The organism is Streptomyces sp. NPDC052225 (assembly GCF_040679615.1).
GTDB lineage: Bacteria > Actinomycetota > Actinomycetes > Streptomycetales > Streptomycetaceae > Streptomyces.
In genome coordinates this window covers 325,600-351,983 of record NZ_JBFAVD010000003.1, presented here as the reverse complement: position 1 = coordinate 351,983, position 26,384 = coordinate 325,600, and the positions used below count along the sequence as shown (strand labels likewise).

The following is a 26,384-nucleotide window of genomic DNA, read 5'->3' as shown; positions in this document are numbered from 1 at the left end:
ACAATCCGTCGGGGTGCGGGCTGCCCGGAGAGTACGGCGCGCACGTTGCCCCGGTGTTTCCTTGCCCCGAGAGTGGACGCATGACTGCTGCTCCGGGCCTTCCGACGGGCCTTTCGAACGAGGCCGCCGCGCCCCGCGTCCCCACCATCGACCTGAAGCCGTGGCTGTCCGGCGACCCGGCGGCCCGCGCCGAGATCGCCCGCACCGTCGACCAGGCGCTCCGGACGGCCGGGTTCCTGCTGGTCACCGGGCACGGCGTCGACCCGGCGCTGCGCACCGCGATCCGGGACGCGGCCCGCGCGTTCTTCCGGCTGCCGCCGTCGGTGAAGGAGCCGTACGCCGTGAAGGTCGGCGGCCGCGGCTGGCTCGGCCCGGGCGCGGAGGCCAACGGCTACTCGGAGGGCACGCAGACGCCGCCCGACCTGAAGGAGTCCCTCTCCTACGCGACGGACACGGCCTTCGACGACCCGGCCGTGCACGAGGAGTGGTCCGGCGAGAACGTCTTCCCGGCCGAGGCGCCCGAGCTGCGCCCGCTCGTGGAGACCTACCTGACCCAGATGCGGTCGCTCTCCGACCAGCTCCTGGAACTGCTCGCGGTCGCCCTCGACGAGCCCGCCGACTTCTTCACCCGGCACACCGCGCACCCCACATGGGGCTTCAACATCAACTGGTATCCGGGCACGGACGTCGTCGGCGCCCCGGAGCCCGGCCAGTTCCGGATCGGCCCGCACACCGACTTCGGCACGGTCACCGTCCTCGACCGGCAGGCCGGCAAGGGCGGCCTCCAGGTCTTCACGGACGAGGGCGGCTGGGAGGACGCGCCCTTCGACCCGGAGGCGTTCACCATCAACATCGGCGACCTCATGGCCCGCTGGACCGGCGACCGCTGGCGCTCGGGCCGCCACCGCGTGCTCCCGCCCCCGGCGGACGTACCCGCCGAGGAGCTGATGTCACTCGTCTACTTCTACGAGTGCGACCCGCGCACCACGGTGGAGCCGGTGCCCGCGCCCAAGGGCAGGGTCGCGTACGAGCCGGTGGACTCGCACGCGTACCTGCGCGGGAAGCTGGACGCGATCACCGTCGGCTGAGCCTTTCGGAAGGCTCAGACGCCCGCGTACGAGTGCTTGCCGGTGACGAAGATGTTGACGCCGTAGTAGTTGAACAGCCAGCAGCCGAACGCGATCAGCGCCAGGTAGGCGGCCTTGCGGCCCTTCCAGCCTGCCGTCGCGCGGGCGTGCAGGTACGCGGCGTAGGCGACCCAGGTGATGAACGACCAGGTCTCCTTGGGGTCCCAGCCCCAGTAGCGGCCCCACGCGTCGCCGGCCCAGATGGCGCCCGCGATGATCGTGAACGTCCACAGCGGGAAGACCGCCGCGTTCACGCGGTACGAGAACTTGTCCAGGGACTGCGAGGCGGGCAGCCGCTCCATGACCGAGGTCGCGAACCGGCCGGGCTGTCCGCCGCTCGCGAGCTTGTTCTCGTAGGAGTCCTTGAAGAGGTACAGGATCGTGCCGACCGCGCCGACGTAGAAGACCGCGCCGCAGAAGATCGCCGTCGAGACGTGGATGTACAGCCAGTACGAGTGCAGCGCAGGGACCAGCTGGTCGCTCGCGGTGTAGAGGACGGTGACGGCGAGGCCGAGGTCCAGGAGGACCGTGGTGACCAGGGGCAGGCCGAGCCAGCGGACGTTCTTCTTCAGCGCGAGCAGCGTGAGGTACACGCCGACGGCCACGGTGGAGAAGGTCAGGTTGAACTCGTACATGTTGCCCCACGGCGCGCGCTGCACCGAGAGCGCGCGGGTGAGGACGCCGGAGAACTCGACGAGGAACGCGAGCGCCGTCAGCGAGATCGCGATCCGCCCGTACAGGTCGCCCTGCTCGTCGCCGCCGGAGGCGCCGGGCCCGTCCGGCACGTCGCGGGCGCCGGCGGCGGCGCGGGTGACGACCTTCGGGCGCTCCAGGACGGCGGTCGTGCCGTTCTTCTGCTTGACCGTCACGGCGGGCGCCGCGGCGGCGGACGCCGCTTCAGCCTTTCCGGTCAGGGCCGCGGCGGTACGGCCGACCTTGCTGCGGCTGCCGAAGATCCACTCGGCCATGTTCGCGAAGAAGGCCAGCAGGTAGACGGCCATGGACGAGTAGATGAGGACGTTACTGGTGTGCGCCAGGTTCTCATTGGTTGCGGCGGCGAGAATCACTTGGTCTCAGCCCCTTCGGCGGCAGGAACAGCAGTGGATGGTTCGTCCGAGGACGGTGCCTCGGCTGGTTCGGGGGCGGTCGGCGCTTCGCTGTGCAGCAGGCCGACCAGGTCGCCGAGCTCCTCGGGGAGCTTCGCGGACTCGCTGCGGCCGAGGCCCGCCATCTCGACGACGGTCACACCGTCGGGGCCCTCGACGGCCCGCACCCACACGCGGCGGCGCTGGATGAACAGGGAGCCGGCCAGACCGAAGATCGCGGCAATGGCTCCGCCGAGCGCCCAGGTGTCACCGGGCTGGTGGGAGATCTGGAAGGTGACCCATTCCTTGATGTCCTTGTCGAACGTGATGGAGCCCGCCCCGTTGGGCAGCTTCATCGTCTCGCCGGGCAGCAGCCGCTGCTTGAGCGCGTCGCCCTTCGCGTCCTTGAAGGGCTTCATGTGGGTGGTGTCGAGCTGGTACACGTTCTGCGGCAGGCCCGCGTTGACGCCGAGGTCGCCGTGGGTCGCGTTGAGCGCGAGGACGGGGAAGTCGAGCCCGGGGAACTGGGAGAACATCGTGCCCTTGCCGGCGCCCGCGAACGTCGGCACGAACCAGGCGCTGAAGCCCAGCTGCTCCTTCTCGCCCTTCGCGTTGCGGTAGCCGTCCATCACCTTGATCGCGCCCTGCGAGGTGATGTTGGAGTCGACCGGCAGCATCGGCACGGTCTGCTGCGAGACGACCTTGCCCTTGCCGTCGCGGACCGTCACGTTCACGGCGTAGCCGTGCCCGTTGAGGAAGATCTTGGTGCCGTCGATGTCCAGCGGGTGGTTCGAGCGGATCGAGGCCTTCTTCGTCCTGCTGTCGGCGCCCTCGCTGTAGCTGACGTCGGCGCGGAAGACGCGCGGGGTGCCCTGCTCGGGGCCCGTGCGCTCGTACGTCGCCGTGAACTTGTCGAGGTTGAAGCTGAACGGCGCCAGGTCGTGGTCGCGGTCGAAGAGGCTGCCGGACTTGAAGTCGTCGTACTGGGTGAGGGTGTTGGCGAAGCCGTCGCCCTCGACGACGAGCTTGCCGCCCTCGAACTTGAACAGCTGCCCCCAGGCGAAGGCGACCAGCATCACGATCAGCGCGATGTGGAAGGCCAGGTTGCCGACCTCGCGCAGATAGCCCTTCTCGGCGGCGACCGCGTCACCGGCGAGGTGGGCGCGGAAGCGCTTCTTCTTGAGGAGCTTGAGTGCGGCGTCGCGGACGTCGGCCGGATCGGCCTCGGTGCGCCAGGTCGCGTACGCGGGCAGCCGCGTCAGGCGCTTCGGGGCGCCCGGCGGGCGGCCGCGGAGCTGGCCGACGAACTGCCAGGTGCGCGGCACGATGCAGCCGATGAGCGAGACGAACAGCAGGATGTAGATCGCCGAGAACCACACCGAGCTGTACACGTGGAACAGGCCGAGCTTCTCGTAGATCGGCCCGAGCGTGGTGTGCGCCTTCTGGAAGTCGGAGACCTTCAGCGGGTCGACGCCCTGCTGCGGGATCAGCGATCCCGGGATCGCGCCGAGCGACAGCAGGAAGAGCAGGATCAGGGCGACCCGCATGGAGGTCAGCTGCCGCCAGAACCAGCGGACCCAGCCGATGACGCCGAGCTTGGGCAGGTTCGGGGAGCGGTCTTCCGTCGGGGCCGTGCTCAGTTGGGACGCGGCTTCGAGGTCGGTGGTGTCGGGGCTCTCAGGACCCGCGTTCGTCTTGCTCATGGATCAGATTCCCACCGAGTAGCCGTTGGACCAGGTCTGCATCTGCTGCACCAGGGTGTCCCAGACACCGGTGAGCAGGAGGACGCCGGTCGCGATCATCATGATGCCGCCGATGCGCATCACCCAGGCGTAGTGCTTCTTGACCCAGCCGAAGGCGCCGAGCGCCTTGCGGAAGGCGACCGCGGCGAGCACGAAGGGCACGCCGAGTCCGAGGCAGTACGCGACCGTCAGTATGGCCCCGCGTCCGGCGCTGCCCTGCTGCGAGGAGAGGGCGATCACGGAGGCGAGGGTCGGGCCGATGCACGGGGTCCAGCCGATGCCGAACAGCGCGCCGAGCAGCGGTGCGCCGACGAGCCCGGCGGTGGGCCTGCGGTGGAAGCGGAACTCCCGCTGCGTCATCCACGGCATGAGCCCCATGAAGAAGACACCCATGACGATCATGAGGATGCCGAGCACCTTGGTGAGCGTGCCCTGGTACTCCTGAAGCGTCTGCCCGAAGTACCCGAAGAGGGCGCCGCCCGAGACGAACACGACGGTGAAGCCGAGCACGAACAGCGCGGCCCCCGACGCCATCCGCCCGCGACGGGCCTCCATGAGGTCCGTGCCGCTGACCCCGGTGACGTACGACAGGTAGCCCGGTACGAGGGGCAGGACGCACGGGGAGAAGAAGGAGATCAGACCGCCGAGCAGGGCGACCGGGATGGCGAGGATCAGGGCACCGCTGAAGACGGTGTCGTTCATGCCGTCAGCGGCGAGGGTGGTGACAAGCGTGGGGGACACCGTCGCTCACTTCTCCGCGACTACCGGGTCGAGCATGTTCCGCAGGCTCTTCTCACTGAGCGGCTTCAGGGAGCGCGCGGCGATCTTGCCGTCCCGGTCGACGATGATCGTGGACGGGATGGCCTGCGGGTTCAGTGTGCCCTTCTCGAACTGGAGGAGGAGCTTGCCCGTCGGGTCGTAGAAGCTCGGGTACGTGACGCCGAAGTCCTTCTCGAACTCCTTGGCCGGACTGGTGCTGGTGTCACGGGTGTTGATCCCGAGGAACTGCACGTCCTTGCCCTCGTTGGCCTTGTCGACCTTCACGAAGTTGGGCGCCTCGGCACGGCAGGGCGGGCACCACGAGCCCCAGACGTTCAGGACGACGACCTTGCCCTTGTAGTCGGCGAGCTTGATCTTCTTGCCTTCGAGGTCCTTGCCGGTCAGGTCGGGAGCGTCGTGCCGCTCACCCTTCTTGACGGTGGAGATGCCTCCGGAGCTGGTCACGAAGTTGGTGTTGCCACCGCCTCCGTCGGTGCTGCCCGAGCCGCACGCCGTCAGCGCGAGGGCCGCGACGGCGGCTCCGACGGTCAGCTCGACGGCGCGGCGCGTGGTCGCGGCAGTGCGGGGGGCGCGGCAGGCGGCACTCATGTGAAAAGTTTCGCATGTCTGTTTAGGGGATCTTCCGCACCCCCCTCGGGGCGGGAAAAGCCCACTTCAGGAGGGGTTTGCGAGGAACTTCTTCCAGCCGTCCGCCGGGGCCTGCCCGACGTCGAGCGTCCGCATCTTCGCGAGCACCTTCGGATCCTGTACGTCCATCCAGTCGACGAACTGCCGGAAGGACACGAGCCGTACGTCGCCGTGCTTCTCGGCGGTGGCGGAGATGTGCTTCAACGCCTGTTCCACGGCGTCCATGTAGATGCCGCCGTTCCATTCCTCGAAGTGGTTGCCGATGAAGAGCGGCGCCCTGTTTGTCTCGTACGCCCGCTTGAATCCCTGGATGTACGCCTCGGCCGACTGCTTGCGCCAGGCCGGGTAGTTGTAGGCGGGGGCGCGGGTGGTGGACAGGGACTGGTTCGCGAGCATGTTGTAGTCCATCGACAGGACCTCGAAGCTGCGGCCGGGGAACGGGACGGCCTGCAACGGCAGATCCCACACCCCGAGCCGCTTGCCGGGCCAGCGCTGCCGGCCGCCGGGCGACGAGGCGTCGTAACGCCAGCCGAGGTCGCGGGCGGCGGGCAGCAGGTTGCTCTGGCCGAGCAGGCAGGGCGTGCGGCCGCCGACGAGTTCCTTGTCGTAGTCGAAGGGGAGCGACGGGAGGTCGGTCCAGCCCGTGTTCGTACGCCACTTCTTCACGAAGGAGACGGCCTGGTCGATCTCGCTGCGCCACTGCGCGGACGTCCAGTTCGCCACGGAGCCGGTGCCGGCGCAGAAGTGGCCGTTGAAGTGCGTGCCGATCTCGTGCCCGTCGAGCCAGGCCTGACGCACGTACTTCAGGGTCTCCTTGACGTGGGCGTCGGTGAGGTAGCCGATGTCGGAGGCGCCCACCGCGTTGTTCGGCGGGCGGTAGAGGCGCTTCTTCGACTCGGGCAGCAGGTAGAGGCCGGAGAGGAAGAAGGTCATGTGGGCGTCGTGCTGCTTGGCGAGGTCGAGGAAGCGGGGGAACAGGCCGTTGCCGACCTCGCCCGCGCCGTCCCAGGAGAAGATCACGAACTGCGGCGGCTTCCGGCCCGGTTCGAGCCTCTCGGGCGCGGCCGGCTGGTGCGGCTGCTTGCCGGTGTACGAGGTCGAGCCGTCGCCGATGGGCTTGGCCGCGGGCCGCTTGGGCGGGCCCGGGTGGCCGGGCTCCCCCTGCCTGCCGGGCGAGACGGTCGGACGCTCGCCCTCGCCGGAACTCGATCCGCAGCCGGCGAGCGCCGCGGCCGCGGCCGCCCCCGCTCCCAGGCCGAGAAGTCCCCTACGACTGACATCGCGCATATCGTCCCCATTCGTCGCGCCGTGCACCCATTCATGGCGGGCGCACAGTTAGAGGGCGCGACAAACACGCGGGTTCCGATAACTCGGATGTATTTGCGGTGTTTTGACGGGGGACGCGAAAGGCCGCCGGTTGACGGCGGCCCCTCGTCATATGGCTGGCGGGCCGGTCAGGCGCCGAACGCCTTGTCCTTGCCCTTCACCGGCTTGGCGCCGGCCCGCAGATGGGCCGGTACGAGATCGATGGCGGGCTCGCTGTAGCCCACGGACACGATCTTGTCGCCGCGGTAGGTGAACGAGGTCAGCGAGGCCAGCGTGCACTGCCGCTTGCGCGGGTCGTGCCACAGGCGCCGCCGCTCGACGTAGCTGCGCACGGTCCAGATGGGCAGCTGGTGGCTGACGCACACCGCCTCGTGCCCGCGCGCCGCGTCCTTGGCGGCGTCGAGCGCGCCCATCATCCGCACGACCTGGTCGACGTACGGCTCGCCCCACGACGGCTTGAACGGGTTGACGAGGTGCTTCCAGTTGTCCGGGTTCTTCAGGGCGCCGTCGCCGACGCCGAAGGTCTTGCCCTGGAAGACGTTGCCCGCCTCGATGAGGCGGCCGTCCGAGTTCAGGTCGAGGCCGTGCGCCTTCGCGATCGGCGTCGCCGTCTCCTGGGCCCGCTCCAGGGGCGAGGCGACGACGTGCGTCACGTCACGCGTGGAGAGGTGCTCGGCGACCCGGTCGGCCATCTGCCGGCCGAGCTCGGAGAGGTGGTAGTCGGGCAGCCGCCCGTACAGGATCCCCTCCGGGTTGTGCACCTCGCCGTGCCGCATCAGGTGGACGACGGTGATGTCCTCGTCGGACGTCGGATACGTGCTCATGCGGTGGCCTCCGCAGCCGCGCGCGCGGCAGCCGGGAGCGCGGCGGCGATGCGCTCGACCGCCCGCTCGTCGTGGGCGGTCGAGACGAACCAGGACTCGAAGGCGGAGGGCGGCAGGTAGACGCCCTGCTCCAGCATCGAGTGGAAGAACGGCGTGAAGCGGAAGGACTCCTGGCCCTTCGCGTCGTCGTAGTTCCGTACTGGTTCGTCGGGGGACTCGGTGAAGAAGACGGAGAACATGTTGGAGGCGTTCTGCACGCGGTGCGCGACGCCTTCCTTGGTGAGCGCGTCACTGACGAGCGTACGGAGCTGCGCGCTGACCGCGTCGACCTTCGCGTACTCGGCGTCGCCGAGCAGGCGCAGCTGGGCGAGGCCCGCGGCGGTCGCGATCGGGTTACCGGAGAGGGTGCCCGCCTGGTAGACGGGGCCTGCCGGGGCGAGGTGCGCCATGACGTCGGCGCGGCCGCCGAACGCCGCGGCCGGGAAGCCGCCGCCCATGACCTTGCCGAACGTCATCAGGTCGGGGACGACGCCGTCGACGCCGAACCAGCCGGCCTTCGACGTACGGAAGCCGGTCATCACCTCGTCGGAGATGTACAGCGCGCCGTTGTCCTGGCAGAGGGCCTTGAGGCCGGCGTTGAAGCCGTCGCGGGGCGGCACGACGCCCATGTTGCCGGGCGAGGCCTCGGTGATGACGCAGGCGATCTCGCCGGGGTGCGCGGCGAACGCGGCGCGCACGGCGTCGAGGTCGTTGTACGGCAGGACGATCGTGTCGCCGGCCTGGGCGCCGGTGACACCCGGGGTGTCCGGCAGGCCGAACGTGGCGACGCCGGAGCCCGCGGCGGCGAGCAGCGCGTCGACGTGGCCGTGGTAGCAGCCGGCGAACTTGACGACCTTCGCGCGCCCGGTGAACCCGCGGGCGAGACGGATGGCCGACATGGTCGCCTCGGTGCCGGAGGAGACGAGGCGGACCTGCTCGACCGGGGCGATCCGGTCGACGATCTCCTCGGCGAGGGCGACCTCGCCCTCGCCGGGCGTGCCGAAGGACGTGCCGCGGGCGACGGCGGCCTGCACGGCCGCGATGACCTCCGGGTGGGAATGGCCGAGGATCATCGGCCCCCAGGAGCACACCAGGTCGACGTACTCGCGCCCGTCGGCGTCCGTGAGGTACGGACCGGTGCCGGACACCATGAAACGGGGCGTACCGCCCACGGCGCGGAACGCGCGCACCGGGGAGTTCACGCCACCGGGCGTGACGACGGACGCCCGGTCGAAGAGCCCCTGCGAAACGGGCGCCTCGTAGGGATAGGGGGTGTTGTTCGCCTCTGCCATGCCTCTCAGCGTACGGCCAGTGCCTGCGGCACCCTCCGCGTGGACCCGTGGCGCCATAGACTCGGGGCTGTCGGAACCCTGTGGGCCTCTGGGGGCCGCCTGCCGGGGACTCGCGCAGTTGTCCCAGTCGGACGTTTCGGCGGGTGACCGTGGGGGAGGTCACTGACACGATGATCGGGTTGCGCGTCGGCGGTCGCGCGGCCTAGAAAAGGGCGAGGGCGCCCTGAGAACAGCAGTCGGGTGGAGATATGCATCGCGGTGGCGGCGGACTGGGCGAGGGGACCGACGACCTGGGCCCCCGGCGTGCCCGGCGGGGGAAGCACCGGCGCGACGGCCATGACGAGGCGACAGCACGGATCCAGCGGGCGGCGAGCGGGGACAGCGGGAATGGTGGCCGGGTGGGGGTGACGTACAAATACTTCGGCGCGCCCGACGGTGCGACGGCCGCCCGCGTACCGATCTCCATGCGGCCCGAGGAGCTCGGCGGGGACGAGCTGGGCATGGGCGGCATGTTCACCAAGATCAAGCCGGAGACGATGGCCGCGATGGTCCTCACCGGCATCGAGGGCATACCCCTGCACAAGGTGCCGCCGCTGGAACTGGTCGTCCTGCACCCCGACTACGCGGTGGTCAAGCTCCCCATGACGGTCGTCGACCCGCTGCGCGGCGTCGGCGAGGAGGCGGTCGGCGCGGCGGCGTTCATCTGGTCGACGGTCCCGGACCGCGGCGGCCCCCGCGACGCGTTCAACGTGTACCAACTCCTCCACGAATGGCAGGACTTCAGCCACCGCCTGCACGAGGCGGGCCACCAGCCGTACTGCCTGGTGTGGCCCTGACCCAGCCGTGGCCGGCGGCTCCCGCGCTGGAGTCGGAGCGGCTCGCCCTCGAACCCCTGACGGTGGCGCACGCCCGCGAGGCGTTCGCCTTCCTCGACGACGCGCGCCTGCACCGCTGGACCGGCGGCGCGCCCCCCGCCTTCGAGGACCTCGAACTCCGCTTCCGCCGCCAGGCCGCCGGCCACTCCCCCGACGGCTCGCAGGGCTGGCTCAACTGGATGGTGCGCCGCCGCTCGGACGGTGTCCTGGTCGGCACGGTGCAGGCGACGCTCGACGCCGACGGCGGCGCCGAGATCGCATGGGTCGTCGGGTACGCGTTCCAGGGCCATGGCTACGGGACCGAGGGCGCCCGCGCGATGACGCACTGGCTGCGCGATGCGGGCGTCCGGCGCCTGACCGCCCATGTGCACCCCGAGAACATCGCGTCGGCAGGGATCGCCGGCGCCCTGGGCCTGACGGCGACCGATGAGGTCGACGACGGCGAAATCCGCTGGGCGCGGACCGTGGTCTAGGGCCCGGCGGGGCCGCCGCGGTGGGCGTCGGCCGGGAGGCAGTCGCGGGAGCATGCCTGGATGAGCAGCGGGAGGTCGTCCGTCGCCACGCGGCGCGTGGCCCGGGCCCACTGCGCCGTGCCGTCCGTCGATGTGGCGGCATCACAGCCGGGGCGGGCCCGCCTCGATGCGGCGCATCACGGCGTCGTAGGAGTCGATGAACCCGCCCGTCTGGAGCTGGCGTTCGTCCCACCAGGTGGCGCCCGCGTCGGCGAGCGGGCCGACGATGTCGCGGGCCTTGGCGGGATCGGCCGGGGTGAGGCCGCCGACGACGAAATCGAAGGGCCCGCGCGGGACGTCGCGGTGCTCGTTCACGTACGCGACGACGTCCGCGAGCTGGTCGGGGCGCGGCGGGACACCGTGCAGGGCGTCGGCGAAGAGCGGGGCCGCGCCGTCCCAGGCGGCCGCGCGGCGCATCGGCCGGCGGTTGGGCCAGAACCCGCCGAGCCAGACGGGCGGCCGGGGCCGCTGCACGGTGGCGGGCAGCAGCTGGGTGTCGTGGACGCGGTAGTGGTCGCCGGGGTGGGTGACGCGCTCCCCGGCCCAGTAGCGGGTGAGGACGCCCAGCCCCTCGTCGAGGCGCTCGGCGTGCACGCGCCGGTCGACGGTGTCGCCGAAGCTGCCGTACTCGTCCTCGGCGGGGCCGCCGAGCCCCGCCCCGAAGACGACCCGGCCCTCGCTGAGCGCGTCCAGCGTGGCGACCTGGCGGGCGAGCTGTTCGAGCCGGTAGCGCGGCACCGCGGTGACCAGCGTGCCGACCGTGAGCCGCGTCGTGGCGAGGGCGGCCGCCGTCAGCAGCATCCACGGGTCACCGAACGGCTTGCCCCGCTGCTCCTCCTTGTCGTGCACGACGTGGTCCCACAGCAACAGGCCGTCCCAGCCCGCCTGTTCGGCCGCGACCGCCGTCCGCGCGACCGCACGGGCATCGGCGAAGTCCCCGAAGTTCGGGATGTTGATCGAGAAGCGCATACGGGCATCGTGCCGGGCGCCGCACCACCCCGGCCACCCGATTGACTCAGAAGTCCAAACCCCTTGCCAGCAAAGGGAGATAACGCTCGTACAGCGCGATCAGGTCCTCCTCGCCGTCGCTCTCCACCCAGTGCCGCATCAGCGTCGTGAACACGGCGATCAGGGCGGCGGCCGCGCACTTGATCTCCAGGTCGGCGGCGTCCCGCCCGGCGCGCTCGGCGATGACCTCCGCGAGCGCGTCCTCGCTGCGCTGCTGCTCGGCGACCGAACGGGCCCTGATCGCCGGATCGGTGAACGTTATCCGGGTGCGTAGCAGAAGCTGCTCCAGGTCGCCCTCCAGCATCGTGCCGAGCGGCCCGCTCAGCGCCCCGCGCAGGGCGTCGACGATGGGCTCACCGGCGGGGCGGGCCCGCAGCGCCTCGGCGAGGGCCGGGTCGTACTCGTCCTGCGTGACGACGTCCTCCTTCGACGGGTAGTACCGGAAGAAGGTGGACGGCGAGATGTCCGCGGCCTCGGCGATGTGGTCGACGGTCGTGGCCTCATAGCCGTGCTCCGCGAAGAGGCGGTAGGCCTCTTCGCGGATGCGCTGCCGGGTCTGCTGCTTCTTGCGTTCCCGCAGGCCGGGCTGTGCGGTCTTGCCCGCCGGTGTCGTACGCGTCGTCATGCCAGCGATTCTGCGGGGTGGGAGGCCACCGCGGCCACCTCCGCGCCCGTCCCGTCCTCCTTGCTCTCCGTGTTTACCGTGTTCCCCGCGTTCTCCGTGTTCTCCGTGCCCGCCTCGGTCGTCTCGCCCGAGCCCTTCGGCAGGAACACGGCGGCGAGGACCGCGGCGACCAGCGCGAGCGCACCGCAGGCGACCAGGACCAGGTCCATGCCGTGGACGAACGCGGCGTGGGCGGAGTCGGCGAGGCCCGGCAGGTGCAGTTGTCCGGCGACGGCGTCCGCTCCGCCGACCGAGTCGCGGGCGGCGTCCGCGGCCGGCCCGGGCAGTCCGTCGGTGCCGAGCCGCTGGAGGTAGCCGTAGCCGAGGAGGCTGCCGAGGCCCGCGACGCCCAGGACCCCGCCGAGCTGCTGCACCGTCTCCAGGAGGCTCGTCCCCGATCCCGTGCCGGTCTTGGGCAGGGCACCCATGACGAGGCTGGTCGCGGGGACGACGGCGAGCCCGAAGCCGAGCCCGGTCAGGCCGAGCCACAGCGCCGTGAACCCGTACCCGTCACCGGGTGCCGTCCCCGCCCCGAGCAGCGCGCCGGCCGCGAGGAGCGCGAGGCCGCCCGGTATGACGGTGCGGGCGCCGAGGCGTGGGACCAGGGCCTCGCTGACCGTGGCGGCCGCCATCAGGCCGCCGATGAGCGGCAGGACGCGCAGCCCCGTGCCGAACGAGTCGTTGCCGAGCACGGACTCCAGGTACTGCGGGGCGACGAACAGGATGCCCATGACCGCGAAGTTCACGAAGACGGCTATCAGGGTGCCCCACAGGAAGCGCCGGTCGGCGAAGAGCCCCAGGTCGATGACGGGGTGCGCGGTGCGCCGCTCGTGGCGGACGAACGCGGCGAGCAGCACGGCCGCGGCGGTCAGCGTGGCGAGCACGGACGGCGAGGTCCAGCCGGCCGCGGGGATGCGGATGGTGCCGTAGACGAGGGCGATGATGCCGCCGGCGCCGAGCGCGGTTCCGTACAGGTCGAACGGGCTCTTGTCGGCGGGGAGTTGGGGGCGCGTGGCGTCCGAGGGCAGCAGCCATGTGCCCGCTATCAGGGCGAGGACGACCACCGGCACGTTGAACAGGAAGATCGAGCCCCACCAGAAGTGGTCGAGGAGCCAGCCGCCGACCACCGGGCCGACGGGCATGCCGAGCGCGGTCGCGGCGGTCCACACGGCGACGGCCCTGGGCAGCTCGGCCGGGCCGAAGACGCGCGGCAGGATCGCCATGGACAGCGGCATGATCACGGCGGCGCCGAGGCCGAGCACGGCGCGCGCGGCGATGACGGCGCCGGGCGATCCGGCGGCGGCTCCCGCGAGTGAGGCGAGGCCGAACAGGGATATGCCGCCGAGCAGGATCTTCTTGTGGCCGAACCGGTCGCCGAGCTTGCCGACGGGGAGCATCGCGACGGACAGAGCGAGCAGATAGCCGCCGCCGATCCACTGCAACTGGGCGCTGTCGGCATGGAGTTGGCCGGCGATCGTCGGCAGCGCGACATTGATCACCGTGCCGTCGAGTCCGACGATCAGGACGCTGAACGTGAGGGCGGCGAGCGCGAGCCACTTGCGGGCTCCGCCGAGCGGGGTCCCGCCGGTCGCGGGGGTGGTGCTTGCGGTGCTGTTCATCTCTGCCTCCGCAGGCCATGACGGCCGCGGGGTGCGACCTGGTGACAGGTTACCCCCAAATGACAGTTGACTGTCAATATCTAGTCGACTCCCACATTTTCACCCGCGCCCGTCACCGTGATCCCACGCCCTCCACCGTGAACCCGATCACCGCTCCCCCGCCCTCCCGCCGCCGCGCGAACGGCGTCCCGCCGTGGGCCGACGCGACCTCCCGCACGATCGACAGGCCGAGGCCGGAGCCGGGCAGGCCGCGGGCGGTCGCGGCGCGGTAGAAGCGGTCGAAGATCCGGTCCAGGTCGTCGGCGGCGAGGCCCGGGCCGCGGTCGAGGACCTCCACGCGGACACCGCCGCCCGCGGCCGGGGCGACGGCGATCTCGATGGGTTCGGTGCCGCCGCGGTCGAACTTGGCGGCGTTCTCCACGAGGTTCGACACCGCACGCTGGAGCAGCGCGGGGCGCCCGGCGATCGTCGTGTCCCCCTCGGCGGCGCGGACCGTGACCGTCCGCCCCGTACGGCGCCGGGTCAGCGTCGCGACATCCTCCGCCGTCTGCGCGAGGTCGACGTCGACGACCGGCTCGTCGTCCTCCTTGCCGGCCGCGAGGTCCACCAACTCGTTGACCAGGTCGGTGAGTTCGCGGGACTCCTGCGCGAGGTCGGCGACGAGTTCCTCGCGGGCGGCGGGCGGCAGTTCGTCGATGCGCCGCAGCAGCGAGATGTTCGTACGCAGCGAGGTCAGGGGCGTACGGAGTTCGTGGCCCGCGTCCTGGACGAGCCTGCGCTGGTCCTCCATCGAGCGGGCCAGGCGCCCCAGCATCCGGTCGAAGGAGCGGCCGAGGCGGCCGACCTCGTCGCCGCCCGCGACCGGCACCGCCACGTCGAGGCGGCCGGTGGAGGCGACGACCTCGGCGGTGTCGGCGAGCCGGATGAGGCGGGACGTGATGCGGCGCGCCAGCCACCAGCCGAAGAGCCCGGCCGCGAGGACGACGGAGGCGGCGAACAGGAGGGTGCGGCGCTGGAGTTCGCGCAGCAGGTCCTCGGTGTCGCTGAACTCCTGCGCGACCTGCACCGCGCCGCGCCCGCCGCCGAGCGCGACGGTCGCCATGCGGTACTCGTCGCCGCGGATCTCGACGTCGTTGCGCTCGGCGAAGGTGCCGGCCGCGCGGGCGCCCGCGACGCTGCGGGCCTCCTCGTCGACCGGCAGGCGCGGGCTGCCGCGGTCGACGACGTCGCCGCCGGGCCCGAGGACCTGGACGTCGGTGCCGGCCGGGCTGGTCAGGTCGTCGCGCGGGCCGTCGTGGTCCGGGTCGCCGTAGACGAAGTCGTCGGGTGTGAGCCGCTCGTTCTGCACCTGGACGCGCAGGTCGTGCACGGTCTCGTCGAAGACGGCCTGCTGGTCGACGCGGACGAGCCGGGCCGCCGAGTCGTACGAGAGGAAGCCGACCAGTGCGGTGACGCCGGCCGCGACCGCCGCGAAGGAGACCGCGAGCTTCGTACGGAGGCTGCGCGGGGCACGCGAGGTGAGCCCGGTGGGCACGTCAGCCCTCCCGCAGCACGTAGCCCACGCCGCGCACCGTGTGCAGGAGCGGGACGCCCTCCGGTTCGTCGACCTTGCGCCGCAGGTAGCCGACGTACACGGCCAGGTTCTTCGATCCTGGACCGAAGTCGTAGCCCCAGATGCGGTCGTAGATCGTGGCGTGGTCGAGGACGATGCCGCAGTTGCGGGCGAGGAGTTCGAGGAGGTCGAACTCGGTGCGGGTGAGCTCCAGTTCGCGGCTGCCGCGCCAGGCGCGCCGGGCCTGCGGGTCGATGCGCAGGTCGGCGGCGGTGATCGTGCCGTCGTCCGGCGACTCGGCCGCGCCGGGCTTCGTGCGGCGCAGCAGGGCGCGCAGCCGGGCGAAGACCTCCTCGACGTCGAACGGCTTGACCACGTAGTCGTCGGCGCCCGCGTCCAGGCCCGCGATCCGGTCCGGGGTCTCCACGAGCGCGGTCAGCATCAGGATCGGCGTCGCGTCGCCCTCGGCGCGCAGCACGCGGCAGACCTGGAGGCCGTCGATGCCCGGCATCATCACGTCGAGGACGAGGATGTCCGGTTTCGTACGGTGTGCTGCCGCGAGCGCCTCGACGCCGTCGGCGACGGCCGTGACGGCGTAGCCCTCCAGGGTGAGGGCGCGCTCCAGGGCGTTGCGGATGGGGCGGTCGTCCTCGGCGAGCAGGACCGTGGGGGCGGGGGCGGCAGGTTCGGACACGCAGCCCAGTGTGCCCCGGTGGCCGGAACACATCCCCTGATCAGCCGTCCGCCAATGGGCTTCTTACCCGCCTCTCACCCGGCCCGGAACAGCGGCTTACCCGTGTACAGCACGGTGAGCGACGACAACGGGCCCGCACCGGGCGCCCGCCGGGGAAGGCACTACGCATGAAGATCGTGTTCCTGCTGCACAACGTGTACGCCATCGGCGGCACTGTGCGCACCACGCTCAACCTCGCCGCCGCGCTCGCCGAGCACGGCGGTCACGAGGTCGAGATCGTGTCGATGTCCCGGCACCGGGAGAGCCCCCGGTTCGCGGTCGACCCGCGGATCGCGCTCGTCCCGCTGGTCGACACGCGCGCGGGCAGCCCGGATCTGCGCCACCCCGCGTACGGGAAGCCGTCCCGGGACTTCCCGTCCGCCGAGAAGCGGTACGGGCAGTACACGCTCCTGCACGATCTGCGCGTACGGGAGTACCTGGAGGACCGGTGCGACGCGGACGTCGTCTTCGGTACGCGGCCCGGCATCAACGTCTATCTGGCCCTGTGGGGTCCGCGCCGGGCGCTGCGGATCGCGCAGGAGCATCTGCGCCACGACGCGCACAGCAAGAAGCTGCGGGCCCAGCTCAAGCGCAGTTACCGCGAGTTGGACGCCATCGTGACGATGACGGAGGCGGACGCGGCGGTGTACCGGCGCCGGATGCCGCTGCCCGGCGTACGCGTGGCGGCCGTGCCGAACATCGTGCCGCCGGCCGCCGTACCTCCCGCCGACGGCACGGCGAACGTCATCGCGGCGGCGGGCCGGCTCGCCCCGGGCAAGCGGTACGACCTGCTCCTCGAGGCGTTCGCGGCGGTCGCGGCGAAGGAGCCCGACTGGGAGCTGCGGATCTACGGCGGCGGCCCGCAGGAGCAACGGCTGCGCGACCTGATCACCGGGCTCGGGCTGACCGGCCGGGCCCGCCTCATGGGCGCGGTGTCGCCGATCGAGCCGGAGTTCGCGCAGGCGTCGATCGTGGTCAGCGCCTCCGACGCGGAGTCGTTCGGGATGACGCTCGTCGAGGCGATGCGCTGCGGTGTCCCCGTGGTCAGCACGGACGCGCCGCTCGGGCCCGCCGAGATCGTCACGGACGGGGTCGACGGGCTGCTCGTCCCGGTCGGCGACGCACGCGCCCTCGCCGAGGCGCTCGTCGACCTGATCGAGGACGCGCCGGGCCGGACGCGGATGGGCGCGGCGGCGCTCGCCTCGGCGCACCGCTACGACGCCGGGCCGATCGTCGAACGCTACGCCGCGCTCCTCACCGACCTGCGGGCGTCGCGCCGCCGCCGTGCGGCGGAGCGGCTGCGCGCCCGCGCCACCAACTGGGCGCGCCGCAAGGCCCGTTCGGTACGCGCACTGCTTCCGGGTGAACCAGGGGGAACCCCAGATGACCGACGCCGGCACCACACCCACGGGCCTGCCCGCCCTCGACTCCCGTAAGCCGCCCGCGCCGCCGCCGGGGCCCCAGGCCCCCGAGTCCCGGCGGTGGCGTCGGGCCCTGCCGGGACGGGAGGCGGGGCGTTCGAGTCGGTTCCGGCCCGCCTCCCGTCCCGCCCCCGGCCTGCGGCGGGAGACCCTCCCGCGGCGCTGGTGGGGGTTCCTCCCTTGGCGCGGGTGGGGGACCCTCCCGGCGCCCGTCATCGGCCGGCGGGGGCCCCTCCCGGCGCCCGCCGTCGACCGGCGGGGGCGAGGGCCTCGCCCGGTGCCCAGCCCTGGCCGACGGCGGTGGGGGACCCTCCCGGTGCCTGTCCTCAGCCGGCGAGGGTGGGGACCTCTCCCCCTGCCCGCCCTCGCCTTCGCCGCCCCCGGCGGCACGGGCGTGGGCGCGGCCGCGCCGCCGCGCACCCGCCCGGCCGCGCGCCCCGGCCCCCGGCGCACCCCGCGCCCCGACGCCTGGCTCGCCCTCGCCGCCGCCCTCTACCTCATCTCCCAACTCGCCTTCACCGTCCTGCCGTTGGGGCGGCACGGGCTCGGCTGGGACGAGGCCGTGTACGTGTCGCAGTACGATCCGCGCACCCCGGCCGCGTTCTTCAGCGCCCCGCGTTCGCGCGGCATCAGCCTGCTCACGGCGCCGGTCGTCGCGGTGACCGACTCGACGATCGCGCTGCGCCTCGCGCTCGCCGTCCTGTCGTCGGCCGCGCTCTACGCCGCGTTCCGCGTGTGGCGTCCGCTGGTCGGGGCCCGTACGACGGCGTTCGCGGCGCTGCTCTTCGGCTCCCTGTGGATCGCGACGCTCTCCGGCGCGATGGCCATGCCCAACCTGTGGGTGGCGTTCGGCGCGGTCGGCGCCGTGGGCTGGTTCCTGCGCGGCGGCGGCTGGTGGCTCGCCGGGTGCGTCGCGGCGGTGGCTCTCTTCCGCGCGCCGGACGCGGTGTGGCTGGTCCTTCCGCTCGCCGCGTACGCCGTCGCCGTACGGGACAGGCGCCGCCTGCTGCCGTACCTCGCGGCGGGCCTGGCCGCGGGCCTCGCGCAGTGGGTGGTGGAGGCGTACGTGCGCTGGGGCGGGGTCGCCGAGCGGCTGCGCGTGTCCAGCGCCACCGAGGGCGACATGGGCCTGCACCTCAACCTCGGCACCGTCTGGCGCTCCGTGAACGGGGGCCTGCTGTGCCGCCCGTGCACGGCCGGCGCCCCGCACCACCCCGAACTCGCCCTGTGGTGGCTCGCGTTGCCCCTGCTCACGGCCGCCGCCGTGTACGTCGCCGTACGCGAACGCTGCCCGGCCCGCACGCTCCTGCCGGTCGCCTGCGCCGCGTCCCTGAGCGTCCCGTACGTCCTGCTCATCGGCTACTCGGCGCCGCGCTTCCTGCTCCCCGCGTACGCGCTGCTCTCGCTGCCGATCGCCGTACTCCTGCGGCGCCTGCGCCACCCGCGCCCCCTGGCGGTGGCGGCCGCGACGGCCATCGCCCTCCAACTCGCCACGCAGTACGTCGTGTTGGACCACATGGCGGCGTCGACGGCGGCAACGAACGCCCGTTACGCCGCCGCCGCGCACGGCCTGCGCACGATGGGCGTGACCCCGCCGTGCCTGGTCACGGGACCGCGAGCGCTGCCCGTCGGCTACGCGGCCGGGTGCGCCCCCGCGCAGACGCAGGGCAACAACATGTCGACGACCCGCGCCGCCCTGCTGCACCGCGCGACCCGCGTCCCGACGGCGGTCCTCACGGAGCCGGGACAGCACCCGCCGAAGTTCGCCCGCCGCTGGACCCCGTACGAGCTGCCGCACACCGGCGGCTGGACGGCGTGGAAGGCCCCGGTCCCCTACCGCCTCCAGCTCCTGAACCCGTAGCCCGACGGCATCGAGCAGGATCCGAGAAGCCACGGGAGGGGCTGCGCTCCTAGCGTGGAGGCATGACTTCTTCTCCCGCGTCTCTCGCGTCCGTCACCCTCGAAGTGAACGACCTCGCCGCCGCCGAACGCTTCTACGCCGACGCCTTCGGCCTCACCGCCCCGCGCCTGCGCCTGCGGGCCTCCGACGCGCCGACCTCGGGCTTCCGCGGGTTCACGCTGTCGATCACCGTGGCCCGCCCCTCCGACGTCGACAGCTTCATCGCATCCGCCGTCGAGGCCGGAGCCACCGTGATCAAGCCTGCCGCGAAGTCCCTGTGGGGCTACGGCGGCGTGGTCAAGGCCCCCGACGGCACCCTCTGGAAGCTCGCCACCTCGGCGAAGAAGGACAGCGGCCCGGCGACCCGGGAGATCGGCGAACTGGTCCTCCTGCTCGGCGTGGAGAACGTGAAAACGACCAAGCAGTTCTACGTCGAACAGGGCCTGACCGTCGGCAAGAGCTTCGGCAGCAAGTACGTCGAGTTCGCCGCCGGCCCGTCGAGCCCCGTCAAGCTCGCCCTCTACAAGCGCCCCGCCCTGGCCAAGGACGCGGGCGTCCCGCCGGAGGGCACCGGCTCCCACCGCGTCACGCTCGGCGGCACGACGTCCTCCTTCTCGGACCCGGACGGGTTCACGTGGGAGGCCGTGACGCCGGCGGCCGCGTCGTCGTGACATCCGGGGTCGCGGCTCTCGGGTCAGCCGCGCCCCGCACCCACGTCTCGCCCCGCTCCCGGACGACGACGCCGTCCACGGTGACGTCGTAGACGCGGATCGTCATTCGCGAACGGCGCCGCTGCGGCGGCAACTGCTCCAGGACGTCCGTCATCGGCGGGAACGTCGGGGCGCACTCCGGGCAGGCGTAGACATTGAACCCGGGGCCCGTGGCGGCATGCACCTCGTGCACCAGCACCGGTTCGTCGGTCGTGCGCTGACATCGCACACACATCCGCACGGCCCGCCGCGCCCCGCTCACCGGCCGGCTCCCAGCGGGACCCGCGCCTGCCGGCAGCGACGTTCGTCAGGGGTCAACACGTAGGGCCGTACGAGGAGTTGGCTCGCGGTGCAGAGGTTCTCGGTGTGCCTGGGCGGGGGCGGGCCGATGAGCGGCGCCCCCGCCGTCGTCAGGCGGTGGCGTCCCTGCGGGCGGGGTGTGCACAGGCGTAGGCCCCAGAGGAGTAGGCGGCGGACGGTATGGTCCAGCATGTCGACGCTCCTTGTGCAGCGTTCGGCCACGCCCCCGGACCGGTCGCACGGTCGCGGGGGTCTGTCTTGCATCGACCGTACGGCGCCATGCAGATCCCTGTCTACCCCTAGGGGTCCAAGCCACCCTCTATGACTGGCTGGAAGGCCATACGTACAGTTCAGGGGTGTTCGAATTTGACCCGACCAGGCCCAAGTGGCAGCAGATCGCCGACGTGGTCCGCGAGCGGATCGCCAGCGGCGAGTACCCGGAGAAGGGCCTCGTCTCCGAAGTGAAGCTGGAAGCCGAGTTCGGCGTCGCCCGCGACACCGTCCGCAAAGCGACCAAGGCCCTCCGCGAAGAGGGCCTGATCACCACGACCCCGGGCATGGGGTCCTTCGTCGCGCCGCGTTAACCGCCGCACGCACCGGTCAGACAAGAGAAGCGACCAGCACCGCGAACGCGGCCACGATGACCGCGACGCGGCCGTAGTGGTAGCTCTCCCAGCGCTGCATCTGCTGCTTCCAGTCCGCGGGGCGGTTCTCGGGGGTCCACGTCTTGCCGCGGTTGTTGATCGGGACGAGCAGCGCCAGCGACATGATCACGCTGACGATCAGCAGCGCCCCCGAGGTGACGACGAGGCCCGTGCCCGCGTCGCCCCAGCCGGCGACCGCCCATATGGCCACGAGGACCACCGAGCTGATGTACCAGACCGGCATCGCGGCGCCGAGCATCCGGCCGCCGTGCGAGTGGGCCTGCTGATTGGCGTCGTCCGGGAGTGCGTGGAAGATCCGGTTCATGACGAAGGCGACGGAGAGCTCCACGCCCACCATCAGGCCGATGGAGACGGTGGTGAAGACCTCAAGTGCGTCGAACATGGCGACCCCTCCAAATTTCTAGCATTGCTAGCTGATGAGGCAACGCTAGACCTGCTGCCGCTCCCATGTCTAGCGGTGCTAGAATTTTTTTCATGTCGGTACAAGAACGCAAGCAGCGCGAACGGGCCGAACGCGAGCGCCTCATCGTCGCCACGGCCCGCGAACTCGCCGAGCAGCAGGGCTGGGACGCGGTCACCACCCGCCGCCTCGCCGAGCGCATCGAGTACAGCCAGCCCGTCCTCTACAGCCACTTCCGCGGCAAGCGCGAGATCATCGGCGCGGTCGCCCTCCAGGGAGCCGGCGAGATGGCCGTGGCGGTGCGGGCCGCGACCGCCGCGGCGAGCGGCCCGCGCGAGCGCGTCGCCGCCCTCGCGCACGCCTATCTCGACTTCGCCGCGGACAATCCGGCCGTCTACGACGCCCTGTTCCAGCTCGACGGCGGCCTGGCCTACGCGCGGGAGGACACCCCGGAGCCGCTGAAGGACGCCTTCGCCTCGCTCCTGGAGACCCTCGGCGAGGTCGCGGGCGACGGCGTCGCGCCGGGTCTGTTCACCGAGACGTTCTGGGCGTCCCTGCACGGCCTGGCGACCCTGACCCGGGCGGGACGGCTGCCTCCCGAACACACCAAGCTGCGCGTGGACCTGCTGGTGGACCGGCTCGCCGCCTACTGACCGCCGCTCACGCGGCCCGCGCAGCCGGTTCGAGCAGCGTCAGCGTGCGCGCGTCCGCGTCGAGGGCGGCGCGCACGCCGACCGGCATCGGCAGGTTCGGGCCCGCGTGGCCGAAGTCGACGTTGCCGAGGACGGGGATGTCGCGGTCGCCGAAGACGTCGAGGACCAGTTCCGCGAGGGTCGGGGCGTCGCCGGACGAGCCGGGCCCACCGAGCCCCTCGATCGCCTCCGGGACGCCGACGACCATGCCGGAGATCCGGTCGAGGATCCCGCTGTGCCGCATGATCTGCAGAAACGTCCAGACGTGCGACGCCTGGCCGCCCGTCTCCTCCCAGAACAGCACGGCCCCGTCGAAGCTCTCCGGCGGCAGCGCGTACGGCGTCGCCTGGACCAGCACGATGCGGTTGATGACGCCGCCGACCAGCGGTCCTTCGGCGCGGCCGGGACGCCAGCACTCCCAGGACGAGCCGGTGGGCAGCGCGCCCAGCGGTTCCGTGCCGGTGAGCAACTCCGCGTAGAGCGTGCGCAGTTCGTCCCTGCGGGCCGGGGCCGCGCGCTGCCAGTGCCCGCCCAGGCCGGGTGTGGCGAGATCGGTGTGGAAGCCGACCAGGCCCGTGCGCGCGTGGAGCGCCAGGTGCAGGAGCGAGATGTCGCTGAACCCGAGGACCGGCTTGGGGTCGGCCCTGATGGCGTCGAAGTCGATCAGGTCGAGGTAGCCGAAGACGGTCTGGCCGCCGTCGTGCCCGACGATCGCGCGGACCTCGGGGTCGCGCAGCAGAGCGTTGAACTCCGCGGCGATCTCGTCCGGCCGCGCCGCGCTCCACCACCGGGTCCGCCCGGCTCCGAGGAGGGGAGCGAGCCGCACCCGGAACCCCATCCGCTCCCACTCGGCCACGGCGAGCCGGAGGTCGGGCTCGTACGAGGGGTGGAGCGGTCCCGACAGTGCCGCGACGACGACGAGGTCACCGGGCACGAGGGCGCGCGGGCGCAGGAGTTGAGGCCGTTCGGTACGGATCACCGCCGCAGTATCACGACGCCTCCCGGCCCCACGCCACGCATTAACCCGCGCCACTCATTGACCCACGCCACGCCTTGCTACGGACCCGCTCACTCGCCCCGCAACGCCGCGAGCCGCTGCTCGAACGGGACGAGTCCCGCCCCGAACCCGTCCGTCCCGTCCGTCGAGGTGATCGCGCCGTGCAGGGAGCGGGGCGCGATCGCCGCGGCGGTGTCCACATCCGGACGGGCGACGACCACGGCATCGGCGGGCGCCATGAACCGCGCCAGCTCCCCGCCCGCACGGGCGATCCGGCCCGCGAGACCCTCCTCGCCCCAGTCCTCCGACGCCGCGTACACGGCGGTCGGCAGGACGAGTGCCCGTAGATACGTGAAGAGCGGGCGCAGGGCGTGCTCGGTGACCAGGGAGTGGCGGGCCGTGCCGCCGGTCGCGCCGACGAGGACAGGCTTGCCGGTCAGGGCGTCCTTGTCGATGAGGTCGAAGAACGACTTGAACAGGCCGCTGTACGACGCCGAGAAGACCGGCGACACCGCGATCAGGCCGTCCGCCGCGGCCACCGCGTCGAGCGCGGCGGCGAGGCGGGCCGGCGGGAAGCCGGTGACGAAGTGCTGGGCGATCTCCGTCGCCAGGTCGCGGAGTTCGATGACCTCGATCTCCGCGTCGACGTGGGCGACGGTCGCCGCCGCGAGGCGGTCGGCGAGCAGCCGGGTGGACGACGGGGCGCTCAGCCCCGCCGACACGACGACGAGCTTCATGCCTGCGTCACCTCCTGCTGCTTCGCCTCGACGCGGGCGGCGTGGGTCGGCGCGTCCGGCACGTTCACCGGCCGCTTGTTCGCGAACTCCTTGCGCAGCACCGGCACGACCTCCTCACCGAGCAGGTCGAGCTGCTCCAGGACCGTCTTGAGCGGCAGGCCCGCGTGGTCCATCAGGAACAGCTGGCGCTGGTAGTCGCCCACGTAGTCCCGGAAGGACAGCGTCCGCTCGATGACCTCCTGCGGCGAGCCGACCGTCAGCGGCGTCTGCGACGTGAACTCCTCCAGGGACGGGCCGTGCCCGTACACCGGCGCGTTGTCGAAGTACGGCCGGAACTCCCGTACCGCGTCCTGGGAGTTCTTGCGCATGAACACCTGGCCGCCGAGCCCGACGATGGCCTGCTCGGGGGTGCCGTGCCCGTAGTGGGCGTAGCGCTGCCGGTACAGGTTCACCATCTGCTTGGTGTGGTCGGCGGGCCAGAAGATGTTGTTGTGGAAGAAGCCGTCGCCGTAGTACGCGGCCTGCTCGGCGATCTCGGGCGAGCGGATGGAGCCGTGCCACACGAACGGCGCGACGCCGTCCAGCGGACGCGGGGTCGACGTGAACGACTGGAGCGGCGTACGGAACTTGCCCTTCCAGGTGACGACGTCCTCGTCCCACAGGCGGCGCAGCAGCGCGTAGTTCTCGATGGCGAGGTCGATGCCGTCGCGGATGTCCTTGCCGAACCAGGGGTAGACCGGTCCGGTGTTGCCGCGGCCCATCATCACGTCGACCCGGCCGTCCGCGACGTGCTGGAGCATCGCGAAGTCCTCGGCGATCTTCACCGGGTCGTTCGTGGTGATCAGCGTGGTGGACGTGGAGAGGATCAGGTTCTCGGTGCGGGCCGCGATGTAGCCGAGCATCGTCGTCGGCGAGGACGGGACGAACGGCGGGTTGTGGTGCTCGCCGGTCGCGAAGACGTCGAGCCCGACCTCCTCGGCCTTCTGCGCGATGGCGAGCATCGCCTTGATGCGCTCGTGCTCGCTGGGAGCGCGTCCGGTCGTCGGATCGACGGTGACGTCCCCGACCGTGAAGATCCCGAACTGCATGCTGCTCACCTTGCTCACCTTCCGCAGGTTGTTGATGCTTCAACTATACCTACGGAACGGAGCGGCCCGGCGAGGTATTCCCCCCGGCCCCCCTCAAGGGCGGCGCCCCGTCGCCGCGAGCAGCCGGTCGAAGGGCGAGGCGTCCGGCCCGACGTCCACCGGCGCCCCGAACATCCCCATCGACCGCGCGGTCGGCGCCAGCTCGGCCACCGCGTCCGCGAGGGGCGCGAGCGCCTGCGGCGCGGGCTCGAACGCCTGGCCCGTGGCCCGCGCCAGATCCCACGCGTGCACCGTCAGATCGAGCAGCGCCATCGAGCCCACGAGCCGCGCCGGCATGTTCATCGCGCCGGTCGTCCCGTTCTCGGCGCCGGGCGCCGACCAGGCCGCCGTCAGGGCATCGGCCTGGTCGGCGAACCGCTCGCGCCAGTCGGGCCCCTGCCCCACGCGGTCCGGGGTCGCGGTGAAGTCGGAGTCCTGCTTCACGGCCAGCTTCTGGAACTCCACGACCACATGGAAGAGGTGGTTGACCAGGGACTTCACGTCGTAGTCCCCGCACGGGGTGGGTTCGGCGAGCACCTTGTCGTCGATCCCGGTCACGACCGGCACGGCCCGCTCGGCCGCCGCGCCGATCAGCTGCCCGATCCCGTACGCCTGTGTCTGCGTCTCGTTCGTGTTCGCGTTCATGCTTTTGACGCTACGAGGATCAGACCCCGCCCCTCTTGAACAAACGCGACGCTGTCAGTGCCCCGCCGTACGATCCGCGCATGGTCCAGGATCGTGACACCCGCGGGATCGTCGACCCCTCCGCGCTGCTCACCCGCGTCCGGTTCCGGCGGCACGAGCCGGCCGCGGCGCTGCGCCCGTACGTCGAGAACTACTGGTTCATCGACTGGGACCTGCCCGCGCCCTACGCCTCGCACATCGTGCCGCACCCCGTCGTGAACCTGACGTTCCAGCACGACGAGGACGAGGGCCCCGCGTACGGCGAGTTCACCGGGGTGTTCGCGCCCGGCATCTACACGCGCAAGCTCGGCGGGCGCGGCCGGGTGTGCGGGGTGAAGTTCCGGCCGGGGGCGTTCCGGCCGTTCGCGCCGGACGTGCCGGTCGCCGAGTGGACCGGGCGCGTGCTGCCGTACGAGGAGGTGTTCCCGCCCACCGACCCCGCGGCGGTCCTCTCCCCCGCCGACGACCGGGGGCGGGCCGCCGCCCTCGACGCCTATCTGCTGCCCCTGGTCCCCGCCGCGCCCGATCCGCAGGCCGAGCTGGCCCGCGATCTCGTCGCCCGGATCCGCGCCGACCGCGAGATGCGCCGCGTCGCCGACCTCGCGCGCGAGGCGGGGCTGTCCGTGCGGGCGCTCCAGCGGCTGTTCTCCGCGTACGTCGGCGTCAGCCCCAAGTGGTGCGTCCTGCGCTACCGCATCCACGAGGCCCTGGAGACCGCCGCCCGGCGCGACGACGTCGACTGGGCGGCCCTCGCCGCCGACCTCGGCTACGCGGACCAGGCCCATCTCGTACGGGACTTCACCGCGACGGTGGGCGTCCCGCCGACGTCCTACCCGCAGTCCTAGGGCCTGTCTCCCAGATCCCTCCGTCGCCCGAAGGGCGGCCTCGCGGCGTCCGGTGCGTGCTCCAGGGGGTCCCCCCGGCCGAAGGCTGGGGGAGCGCCGGG

The 26,384-nt window shown here is 72.0% G+C and carries 27 protein-coding genes; 9 read left to right on the top strand and 18 right to left on the bottom strand.

Features of this window, described 5'->3' with window-relative positions:
• Positions 1 to 80 precede the first annotated feature (80 nt).
• Complete coding sequence (locus AB0L37_RS07270; protein ID WP_365501266.1) at positions 81 to 1,088, top strand: 2-oxoglutarate and iron-dependent oxygenase domain-containing protein; 1,008 nt, start codon at positions 81 to 83, stop codon at positions 1,086 to 1,088.
• Between the two features lie 14 nt (positions 1,089 to 1,102).
• Here AB0L37_RS07270 and ccsB read toward each other — a convergent pair whose 3' ends face one another.
• The 7 genes from ccsB to hemL all read right to left on the bottom strand — a co-directional run bounded on the left by ccsB (position 1,103) and on the right by hemL (position 8,842).
• Positions 1,103 to 2,194, bottom strand: coding sequence for a c-type cytochrome biogenesis protein CcsB (ccsB, locus tag AB0L37_RS07265; RefSeq protein WP_365501264.1), 1,092 nt, complete (start codon positions 2,192 to 2,194; stop codon positions 1,103 to 1,105).
• Complete coding sequence (locus tag AB0L37_RS07260) at positions 2,191 to 3,915, bottom strand: cytochrome c biogenesis protein ResB (RefSeq protein ID WP_365501262.1); 1,725 nt, start codon at positions 3,913 to 3,915, stop codon at positions 2,191 to 2,193. Before AB0L37_RS07260 ends, ccsB begins: the two co-directional genes overlap by 4 nt.
• Before the next feature lie 3 nt (positions 3,916 to 3,918).
• Positions 3,919 to 4,656 (bottom strand): cytochrome c biogenesis protein CcdA, encoded by a 738-nt coding sequence (locus AB0L37_RS07255; RefSeq protein ID WP_365501460.1) that lies wholly within the window; start codon positions 4,654 to 4,656, stop codon positions 3,919 to 3,921.
• 45 nt (positions 4,657 to 4,701) lie between these two features.
• Positions 4,702 to 5,322, bottom strand: coding sequence for a TlpA disulfide reductase family protein (locus tag AB0L37_RS07250; RefSeq protein ID WP_365501260.1), 621 nt, complete (start codon positions 5,320 to 5,322; stop codon positions 4,702 to 4,704).
• 66 nt (positions 5,323 to 5,388) lie between these two features.
• The gene (locus tag AB0L37_RS07245) at positions 5,389 to 6,648 is read right to left on the bottom strand and encodes a hypothetical protein (protein WP_365501258.1); all 1,260 of its coding nucleotides are present in this window, start codon (positions 6,646 to 6,648) and stop codon (positions 5,389 to 5,391) included.
• A gap of 167 nt (positions 6,649 to 6,815) precedes the next feature.
• Entirely contained in the window at positions 6,816 to 7,511 is a 696-nt protein-coding gene (locus tag AB0L37_RS07240) for a histidine phosphatase family protein (protein ID WP_365501256.1), read from the bottom strand.
• Positions 7,508 to 8,842: a glutamate-1-semialdehyde 2,1-aminomutase gene (gene hemL, locus AB0L37_RS07235; RefSeq protein WP_365501254.1), complete on the bottom strand. Its 1,335-nt coding sequence runs from the start codon at positions 8,840 to 8,842 to the stop codon at positions 7,508 to 7,510. The genes AB0L37_RS07240 and hemL overlap by 4 nt, the downstream gene beginning before the upstream one ends.
• Positions 8,843 to 9,090: 248 nt before the next feature.
• Here hemL and AB0L37_RS07230 point away from each other — a divergent pair, with 248 nt between their 5' ends.
• A complete protein-coding gene (locus AB0L37_RS07230) occupies positions 9,091 to 9,678 on the top strand; it encodes a hypothetical protein (protein ID WP_365501252.1) in 588 nt (195 codons plus the stop codon).
• Positions 9,669 to 10,190 carry a GNAT family N-acetyltransferase gene (locus AB0L37_RS07225; RefSeq protein WP_365501250.1) on the top strand — a complete coding sequence of 174 codons (522 nt, stop codon included), beginning with the start codon at positions 9,669 to 9,671 and terminating at the stop codon, positions 10,188 to 10,190. Before AB0L37_RS07230 ends, AB0L37_RS07225 begins: the two co-directional genes overlap by 10 nt.
• A 141-nt stretch (positions 10,191 to 10,331) precedes the next feature.
• On the opposite strand, the gene AB0L37_RS07220 is transcribed toward AB0L37_RS07225, so the two are convergent.
• From AB0L37_RS07220 to AB0L37_RS07200, 5 genes are all read right to left on the bottom strand, one after another.
• Positions 10,332 to 11,198 (bottom strand): LLM class flavin-dependent oxidoreductase, encoded by an 867-nt coding sequence (locus tag AB0L37_RS07220; protein WP_365501248.1) that lies wholly within the window; start codon positions 11,196 to 11,198, stop codon positions 10,332 to 10,334.
• 46 nt (positions 11,199 to 11,244) lie between these two features.
• Entirely contained in the window at positions 11,245 to 11,862 is a 618-nt protein-coding gene (locus tag AB0L37_RS07215; protein WP_365501246.1) for a TetR family transcriptional regulator, read from the bottom strand.
• Entirely contained in the window at positions 11,859 to 13,520 is a 1,662-nt protein-coding gene (locus AB0L37_RS07210; protein WP_365501244.1) for an MFS transporter, read from the bottom strand. Before AB0L37_RS07210 ends, AB0L37_RS07215 begins: the two co-directional genes overlap by 4 nt.
• A 112-nt stretch (positions 13,521 to 13,632) precedes the next feature.
• A complete protein-coding gene (locus AB0L37_RS07205) occupies positions 13,633 to 15,054 on the bottom strand; it encodes a HAMP domain-containing sensor histidine kinase (protein ID WP_365501242.1) in 1,422 nt (473 codons plus the stop codon).
• Between the two features lies 1 nt (position 15,055).
• Positions 15,056 to 15,766 (bottom strand): response regulator transcription factor, encoded by a 711-nt coding sequence (locus AB0L37_RS07200; RefSeq protein ID WP_365501240.1) that lies wholly within the window; start codon positions 15,764 to 15,766, stop codon positions 15,056 to 15,058.
• 167 nt (positions 15,767 to 15,933) lie between these two features.
• On the opposite strand from AB0L37_RS07200, the gene AB0L37_RS07195 reads away from it, so the two are divergent.
• From AB0L37_RS07195 to AB0L37_RS07185, 3 genes are all read left to right on the top strand, one after another.
• A complete protein-coding gene (locus tag AB0L37_RS07195; protein ID WP_365501238.1) occupies positions 15,934 to 17,241 on the top strand; it encodes a glycosyltransferase family 4 protein in 1,308 nt (435 codons plus the stop codon).
• Between the two features lie 301 nt (positions 17,242 to 17,542).
• Positions 17,543 to 19,087 (top strand): hypothetical protein, encoded by a 1,545-nt coding sequence (locus AB0L37_RS07190; RefSeq protein WP_365501236.1) that lies wholly within the window; start codon positions 17,543 to 17,545, stop codon positions 19,085 to 19,087.
• A 62-nt stretch (positions 19,088 to 19,149) separates the two neighbouring features.
• Positions 19,150 to 19,797 carry a glyoxalase gene (locus AB0L37_RS07185; RefSeq protein WP_365501234.1) on the top strand — a complete coding sequence of 216 codons (648 nt, stop codon included), beginning with the start codon at positions 19,150 to 19,152 and terminating at the stop codon, positions 19,795 to 19,797.
• Here AB0L37_RS07185 and AB0L37_RS07180 read toward each other — a convergent pair.
• A complete protein-coding gene (locus AB0L37_RS07180) occupies positions 19,757 to 20,098 on the bottom strand; it encodes a hypothetical protein (RefSeq protein WP_365501232.1) in 342 nt (113 codons plus the stop codon). The genes AB0L37_RS07185 and AB0L37_RS07180 overlap by 41 nt on opposite strands.
• A 394-nt stretch (positions 20,099 to 20,492) precedes the next feature.
• Here AB0L37_RS07180 and AB0L37_RS07175 point away from each other — a divergent pair, with 394 nt between their 5' ends.
• Positions 20,493 to 20,720, top strand: a complete 228-nt coding sequence (locus tag AB0L37_RS07175) for a GntR family transcriptional regulator (protein ID WP_365501230.1) — start codon at positions 20,493 to 20,495, stop codon at positions 20,718 to 20,720.
• 16 nt (positions 20,721 to 20,736) lie between these two features.
• On the opposite strand, the gene AB0L37_RS07170 is transcribed toward AB0L37_RS07175, so the two are convergent.
• A complete protein-coding gene (locus AB0L37_RS07170; protein ID WP_365501228.1) occupies positions 20,737 to 21,183 on the bottom strand; it encodes a DUF1772 domain-containing protein in 447 nt (148 codons plus the stop codon).
• A 92-nt stretch (positions 21,184 to 21,275) separates the two neighbouring features.
• Here AB0L37_RS07170 and AB0L37_RS07165 point away from each other — a divergent pair, with 92 nt between their 5' ends.
• The gene (locus tag AB0L37_RS07165; RefSeq protein WP_365501226.1) at positions 21,276 to 21,854 is read left to right on the top strand and encodes a TetR/AcrR family transcriptional regulator; all 579 of its coding nucleotides are present in this window, start codon (positions 21,276 to 21,278) and stop codon (positions 21,852 to 21,854) included.
• Positions 21,855 to 21,861: 7 nt separating this feature from the next.
• Here the strand turns inward: AB0L37_RS07165 and AB0L37_RS07160 are convergent, their stop codons facing one another.
• From AB0L37_RS07160 to AB0L37_RS07145, 4 genes are all read right to left on the bottom strand, one after another.
• Positions 21,862 to 22,872, bottom strand: coding sequence for an LD-carboxypeptidase (locus tag AB0L37_RS07160; RefSeq protein WP_365501224.1), 1,011 nt, complete (start codon positions 22,870 to 22,872; stop codon positions 21,862 to 21,864).
• Positions 22,873 to 22,961: 89 nt separating this feature from the next.
• Positions 22,962 to 23,627: a CE1759 family FMN reductase gene (locus AB0L37_RS07155; protein WP_365501222.1), complete on the bottom strand. Its 666-nt coding sequence runs from the start codon at positions 23,625 to 23,627 to the stop codon at positions 22,962 to 22,964.
• Positions 23,624 to 24,715: an LLM class flavin-dependent oxidoreductase gene (locus AB0L37_RS07150; protein WP_365501458.1), complete on the bottom strand. Its 1,092-nt coding sequence runs from the start codon at positions 24,713 to 24,715 to the stop codon at positions 23,624 to 23,626. The genes AB0L37_RS07155 and AB0L37_RS07150 overlap by 4 nt, the downstream gene beginning before the upstream one ends.
• Before the next feature lie 93 nt (positions 24,716 to 24,808).
• On the bottom strand, positions 24,809 to 25,399 hold the full coding sequence (locus tag AB0L37_RS07145; RefSeq protein WP_365501220.1) for a TIGR03086 family metal-binding protein: 591 nt from the start codon (positions 25,397 to 25,399) through the stop codon (positions 24,809 to 24,811).
• An 80-nt stretch (positions 25,400 to 25,479) separates the two neighbouring features.
• Between AB0L37_RS07145 and AB0L37_RS07140 the strand changes: the two genes are divergently transcribed.
• Entirely contained in the window at positions 25,480 to 26,283 is an 804-nt protein-coding gene (locus tag AB0L37_RS07140) for an AraC family transcriptional regulator (RefSeq protein ID WP_365501218.1), read from the top strand.
• Positions 26,284 to 26,384 lie beyond the last annotated feature (101 nt).

Bases quoted from the DNA above. Each gene is read 5' to 3' on its own strand.
- AB0L37_RS07270 (WP_365501266.1), top strand. From the start codon at position 81: ATGACTGCTGCTCCGGGCCTTCCGACGGGCCTTTCGAACGAGGCCGCC.
- AB0L37_RS07260 (WP_365501262.1), bottom strand. From the start codon at position 3,915: ATGAGCAAGACGAACGCGGGTCCTGAGAGCCCCGACACCACCGACCTC.
- AB0L37_RS07255 (WP_365501460.1), bottom strand. From the start codon at position 4,656: ATGAACGACACCGTCTTCAGCGGTGCCCTGATCCTCGCCATCCCGGTC.
- AB0L37_RS07250 (WP_365501260.1), bottom strand. From the start codon at position 5,322: ATGAGTGCCGCCTGCCGCGCCCCCCGCACTGCCGCGACCACGCGCCGC.
- AB0L37_RS07245 (WP_365501258.1), bottom strand. From the start codon at position 6,648: ATGCGCGATGTCAGTCGTAGGGGACTTCTCGGCCTGGGAGCGGGGGCG.
- AB0L37_RS07240 (WP_365501256.1), bottom strand. From the start codon at position 7,511: ATGAGCACGTATCCGACGTCCGACGAGGACATCACCGTCGTCCACCTG.
- hemL (WP_365501254.1), bottom strand. From the start codon at position 8,842: ATGGCAGAGGCGAACAACACCCCCTATCCCTACGAGGCGCCCGTTTCG.
- AB0L37_RS07230 (WP_365501252.1), top strand. From the start codon at position 9,091: ATGCATCGCGGTGGCGGCGGACTGGGCGAGGGGACCGACGACCTGGGC.
- AB0L37_RS07220 (WP_365501248.1), bottom strand. From the start codon at position 11,198: ATGCGCTTCTCGATCAACATCCCGAACTTCGGGGACTTCGCCGATGCC.
- AB0L37_RS07215 (WP_365501246.1), bottom strand. From the start codon at position 11,862: ATGACGACGCGTACGACACCGGCGGGCAAGACCGCACAGCCCGGCCTG.
- AB0L37_RS07210 (WP_365501244.1), bottom strand. From the start codon at position 13,520: ATGAACAGCACCGCAAGCACCACCCCCGCGACCGGCGGGACCCCGCTC.
- AB0L37_RS07195 (WP_365501238.1), top strand. From the start codon at position 15,934: ATGAAGATCGTGTTCCTGCTGCACAACGTGTACGCCATCGGCGGCACT.
- AB0L37_RS07185 (WP_365501234.1), top strand. From the start codon at position 19,150: ATGACTTCTTCTCCCGCGTCTCTCGCGTCCGTCACCCTCGAAGTGAAC.
- AB0L37_RS07170 (WP_365501228.1), bottom strand. From the start codon at position 21,183: ATGTTCGACGCACTTGAGGTCTTCACCACCGTCTCCATCGGCCTGATG.
- AB0L37_RS07165 (WP_365501226.1), top strand. From the start codon at position 21,276: ATGTCGGTACAAGAACGCAAGCAGCGCGAACGGGCCGAACGCGAGCGC.
- AB0L37_RS07155 (WP_365501222.1), bottom strand. From the start codon at position 23,627: ATGAAGCTCGTCGTCGTGTCGGCGGGGCTGAGCGCCCCGTCGTCCACC.
- AB0L37_RS07150 (WP_365501458.1), bottom strand. From the start codon at position 24,715: ATGCAGTTCGGGATCTTCACGGTCGGGGACGTCACCGTCGATCCGACG.
- AB0L37_RS07145 (WP_365501220.1), bottom strand. From the start codon at position 25,399: ATGAACGCGAACACGAACGAGACGCAGACACAGGCGTACGGGATCGGG.
- AB0L37_RS07140 (WP_365501218.1), top strand. From the start codon at position 25,480: ATGGTCCAGGATCGTGACACCCGCGGGATCGTCGACCCCTCCGCGCTG.